Annotated in this window: 7 protein-coding genes and 1 pseudogene; all 8 read left to right on the forward strand. The window is 69.7% G+C overall.

Annotated features, from left to right (window positions below; all coding sequences use genetic code 11):
- Nucleotides 1–86, forward strand: a pseudogene (locus AC2VNT_RS12380) (30S ribosomal protein S10); the annotation flags it as partial.
- 13 nt (nt 87–99) lie between these two features.
- Complete coding sequence (rplC, locus tag AC2VNT_RS12385; RefSeq protein WP_486947141.1) at nt 100–753, forward strand: 50S ribosomal protein L3; 654 nt, start codon at nt 100–102, stop codon at nt 751–753.
- Complete coding sequence (gene rplD, locus AC2VNT_RS12390; RefSeq protein ID WP_486947142.1) at nt 753–1,415, forward strand: 50S ribosomal protein L4; 663 nt, start codon at nt 753–755, stop codon at nt 1,413–1,415. The genes rplC and rplD overlap by 1 nt, the downstream gene beginning before the upstream one ends.
- A complete protein-coding gene (gene rplW / locus AC2VNT_RS12395) occupies nt 1,415–1,717 on the forward strand; it encodes a 50S ribosomal protein L23 (protein ID WP_486947143.1) in 303 nt (100 codons plus the stop codon). Before rplD ends, rplW begins: the two co-directional genes overlap by 1 nt.
- A 26-nt stretch (nt 1,718–1,743) precedes the next feature.
- Nucleotides 1,744–2,580, forward strand: coding sequence for a 50S ribosomal protein L2 (gene rplB / locus AC2VNT_RS12400; protein ID WP_486947144.1), 837 nt, complete (start codon nt 1,744–1,746; stop codon nt 2,578–2,580).
- Nucleotides 2,581–2,598: 18 nt separating this feature from the next.
- Nucleotides 2,599–2,880 (forward strand): 30S ribosomal protein S19, encoded by a 282-nt coding sequence (gene rpsS / locus AC2VNT_RS12405; protein WP_003892827.1) that lies wholly within the window; start codon nt 2,599–2,601, stop codon nt 2,878–2,880.
- Entirely contained in the window at nt 2,877–3,497 is a 621-nt protein-coding gene (gene rplV / locus AC2VNT_RS12410) for a 50S ribosomal protein L22 (RefSeq protein WP_486947145.1), read from the forward strand. The genes rpsS and rplV overlap by 4 nt, the downstream gene beginning before the upstream one ends.
- On the forward strand, nt 3,497–4,283 hold a 787-nt coding region (gene rpsC, locus AC2VNT_RS12415; RefSeq protein ID WP_486947146.1), incomplete at its 3' end, for a 30S ribosomal protein S3. The genes rplV and rpsC, both read left to right, overlap by 1 nt.

Here is a 4,283-nt window from a genome sequence, read left to right on the forward strand (position 1 = left end):
TCGACATCCTCGATCCGACCCCGAAGACGGTCGACGCGCTGATGCGGATCGACCTGCCGGCCAGCGTCGACGTCAACATCCAGTAGGAGCTCAGAGACCATGGCACGCAAAGGCATTTTGGGCACCAAGCTGGGTATGACACAGGTGTTCGACGAGAACAACAAGGTGGTACCGGTGACGGTGGTCAAGGCCGGCCCCAACGTGGTGACCCGGATCCGCACCCCGGAGCAGGACGGCTACAGCGCGGTGCAGCTGGCCTACGGCGAGATCAGCCCGCGCAAGGTCAACAAGCCGGTCACCGGTCAGTACGCCGCGGCGGGGGTCAACCCGCGCCGGCACCTGACCGAGCTGCGGCTGGACACCGCGGAAGCGGCAGCGGCATACCAGGTCGGCCAGGAGCTGACCGCCGAGATCTTCACCGACGGCAGCTATGTCGACGTGACCGGCACCTCGAAGGGGAAGGGTTTCGCCGGGACCATGAAGCGGCACGGCTTTGCCGGCCAGGGTGCCGCGCACGGCGCCCAGGCGGTGCACCGCCGGCCGGGCTCGATCGGTGGCTGCGCCACCCCGGGACGGGTGTTCAAAGGCACCCGGATGGCCGGCCGGATGGGCAACGACCGGGTGACCACCCAGAACCTGCTGGTGCACAAGGTGGATGCCGAGAACGGCGTCCTGCTGATCAAGGGTGCCATCCCCGGACGCAACGGAGGGCTGGTTCTGGTCCGCAGCGCGATCAAAAAGGGTGAGAAGTGATGGCCGGCATGAAGATCGACGTCAAGACCCCGGACGGCAAGAAGAGCGGCTCGGTCGAGTTGCCCGCTGAGCTGTTCGACGTGGCCGCCAACGTCGCGCTGATGCACCAGGTGGTGACAGCGCAGCTGGCGGCGGCCCGACAGGGCACCCACTCGACCAAGACCCGCGGTGACGTGCGCGGCGGTGGCCGTAAGCCCTACCGGCAGAAGGGGACCGGCCGGGCCCGCCAAGGTTCGACCCGCGCTCCGCAGTTCACCGGCGGCGGCGTCGTGCACGGCCCGAAGCCGCGGGACTACAGCCAGCGCACCCCGAAGAAGATGATCGCCGCGGCGTTGCGCGGCGCGCTGTCGGACCGGGCGCGCAACGGCCGGATCCACGCGGTCACCGAGTTGGTCGCCGGCCAGACGCCGTCGACCAAGAGCGCCAAGGAGTTCCTCGGCACGCTGACCGACCGCAAGCGGGTGCTGGTGGTCATCGGCCGCACCGACGAGACCGGCGCCAAGAGTGTGCGTAACCTGCCCGGGGTGCACATTCTGGCGCCCGACCAGCTCAACACCTACGACGTGCTGCGCGCCGACGACCTGGTGTTCTCCGTCGAGGCGCTGAACGTCTACATCGCCGGGAACACCGCACGCACCGACGATCAGGAGGTTTCGGCCTGATGGCGACCGTCACCGACCCGCGCGACATCATCCTCGCGCCGGTGATCTCCGAGAAGGCCTACGGGCTCATCGAGGAGAACACCTACACCTTCATCGTCCACCCCGACTCGAACAAGACGCAGATCAAGATCGCGATCGAGAAGATCTTCGGCGTCAAGGTCATCTCGGTGAACACCGCCAACCGGCAGGGCAAGCGCAAGCGCAGCAGGGCCGGGTACGGCAAGCGCAAGAGCACCAAGCGGGCCATCGTGACCCTGTCCGCCGACAGCAAGTCGATCGACCTGTTCGCGGCCCCGGCCTGACCACATCGGAGAGAGACTAAACAGACATGGGAATTCGCAAGTACAAGCCGACGACCCCCGGTCGTCGCGGTGCCAGTGTCTCCGATTTCGCCGAGATCACCCGCTCGCACCCGGAGAAGTCGCTGGTGCGGCCGCTGCACAGCAAGGGCGGGCGCAACGCGCACGGCCGGATCACCACCCGCCATCAGGGTGGCGGCCACAAGCGCGCCTACCGGGTGATCGACTTCCGTCGCCACGACAAGGACGGCGTCGACGCGAAGGTCGCGCACATCGAGTACGACCCGAACCGCACCGCCAACATCGCGCTGCTGCACTATCTCGACGGCGAGAAGCGCTACATCGTCGCGCCGCAGGGCCTGGGCCAGGGCGACGTGGTGGAGTCCGGCCCGAACGCCGACATCAAGGCGGGCAACAACCTGCCGCTGCGCAACATCCCGGCCGGCACGCTGGTGCACGCGGTCGAGCTGCGGCCGGGCGGCGGCGCCAAGCTGGCCCGCTCGGCCGGCGCCAGCATCCAGCTGTTGGGCAAGGAGGGCAGCTACGCCGCCCTGCGGATGCCCAGCGGGGAGATCCGCCGCGTCGACGTGCGCTGCCGCGCCACCGTCGGCGAGGTGGGCAACGCCGAGCAGGCCAACATCAACTGGGGCAAGGCCGGCCGGATGCGCTGGAAGGGCAAGCGGCCGTCGGTTCGCGGTGTGGTGATGAACCCGGTCGACCACCCGCACGGCGGCGGTGAGGGCAAGAGCTCCGGCGGCCGGCATCCGGTCAGCCCGTGGGGCAAGCCCGAGGGCCGCACCCGCAGACGCAACAAGCCGAGCGACAAGCTCATCGTCCGACGCCGGCGCACCGGCAAGAAGCGCTAGGAAGCGGGGAGACTCACGATGCCACGCAGCCTCAAGAAGGGTCCGTTCGTCGACGACCATCTGCTCAAGAAGGTCGACGTTCAGAACGAGAAGAACACCAAGCAGGTCATCAAGACCTGGTCGCGTCGGTCGACGATCATCCCGGACTTCATCGGCCACACGTTTGCGGTGCACGACGGCCGCAAGCACGTCCCGGTCTTCGTCACCGAGGCGATGGTCGGCCACAAGCTCGGTGAGTTCGCGCCGACCCGGACCTTCAAGGGCCACATCAAAGACGACCGGAAGAGCAAGCGGCGATGAGTGTTAGCACTGAGTACCCGTCGGCGGTCGCCAAGGCACGCTTCGTGCGGGTGTCGGCCAGCAAGGCGCGCCGGGTGATCGATCTGGTGCGCGGCAAGTCGGTCGCCGAGGCGCTGGACATCCTGCGCTGGGCGCCGCAGCAGGCCAGCCTGCCGGTCGCCAAGGTCATCGCCAGCGCGGCGGCCAACGCCGAGAACAACGACGGCCTGGACCCGGCCACCCTGGTGGTGGCCACCGTGCACGCCGACGAGGGCCCGACCGCCAAGCGGACCAAGCCGCGCGCTCAGGGGCGGGCCTTCCGGATTCGCCGGCGCACCAGCCACATCACGGTGGTGGTGGAGAGCCGCCCGGTCAACGGGTCGCGCGCCGGTCAGACGGCGTCGGCGAGTGCCGCGCGCGCCCGCCGCGCCCAGGCCAGCAAGGCCGCGGCGACCAAGGCTCCGGGCAAGGCGGCCAGCAGGGCTCCGGCCGTCGAGACCACGGCCGCCGGAGAGACCGAAGTGACCGACAAGCCGGCCGAGAAGGCACCGGCGAAGAAGGCTGCGGCCGAGAAGGCCAAGACGGCGCCCGCCAAGAAGGCGCCCGGCGCTTCCGACGCGAAGGGAGGCTCGGAGTAGTGGGCCAGAAGATCAACCCGCACGGGTTCCGGCTCGGCATCACCACCGACTGGAAGTCCCGCTGGTACGCCGACAAGCAGTACGCCGACTACGTCAAGGAGGACGTCGCGATCCGGCGGCTGCTCTCCACCGGCCTGGAGCGGGCCGGCATCGCCGACGTGGAGATCGAACGGACCCGGGACCGGGTGCGGGTGGACATCCACACCGCCCGCCCGGGCATCGTGATCGGCCGTCGCGGCACCGAAGCCGACCGGATCCGCGCCGACCTGGAGAAGCTCACCGGCAAGCAGGTGCAGCTGAACATCCTCGAGGTGAAGAACCCCGAGTCGCAGGCCCAGCTGGTGGCCCAAGGGGTCGCCGAGCAGCTCAGCAACCGGGTCGCGTTTCGCCGGGCGATGCGCAAGGCGATCCAGTCGGCGATGCGCCAGCCCAACGTCAAGGGCATCCGGGTGCAGTGCTCGGGGCGCCTCGGCGGCGCCGAGATGAGCCGGTCGGAGTTCTACCGGGAGGGTCGGGTCCCGCTGCACACGCTGCGCGGCGACGTCGACTACGGCCTGTACGAGGCCCGGACCACCTTCGGCCGGATCGGCGTGATGGTCTGGATCTACACGGGCGACATCGTCGGCGGCACGCGTGAGCTGGCGGTGTCCGCACCGTCCGGTGCGGACCGCCCGCGCCGTGAGCGCCCGTCCGGAACCCGGCCGCGCCGCAGCGGTGCGGCCGGGACCACCGCGACCAGCACCGACGCCGGTCGGGCCGCGCAGAGCGCCGGCGACGCGCCGGCGG

This window comes from Mycobacterium sp. TH-M15 (assembly GCF_057473705.1).

Bases quoted from the DNA above. Each gene is read 5' to 3' on its own strand.
- rplC (WP_486947141.1), top strand. From the start codon at position 100: ATGGCACGCAAAGGCATTTTGGGCACCAAGCTGGGTATGACACAGGTG.
- rplD (WP_486947142.1), top strand. From the start codon at position 753: ATGGCCGGCATGAAGATCGACGTCAAGACCCCGGACGGCAAGAAGAGC.
- rplW (WP_486947143.1), top strand. From the start codon at position 1,415: ATGGCGACCGTCACCGACCCGCGCGACATCATCCTCGCGCCGGTGATC.
- rplB (WP_486947144.1), top strand. From the start codon at position 1,744: ATGGGAATTCGCAAGTACAAGCCGACGACCCCCGGTCGTCGCGGTGCC.
- rpsS (WP_003892827.1), top strand. From the start codon at position 2,599: ATGCCACGCAGCCTCAAGAAGGGTCCGTTCGTCGACGACCATCTGCTC.
- rplV (WP_486947145.1), top strand. From the start codon at position 2,877: ATGAGTGTTAGCACTGAGTACCCGTCGGCGGTCGCCAAGGCACGCTTC.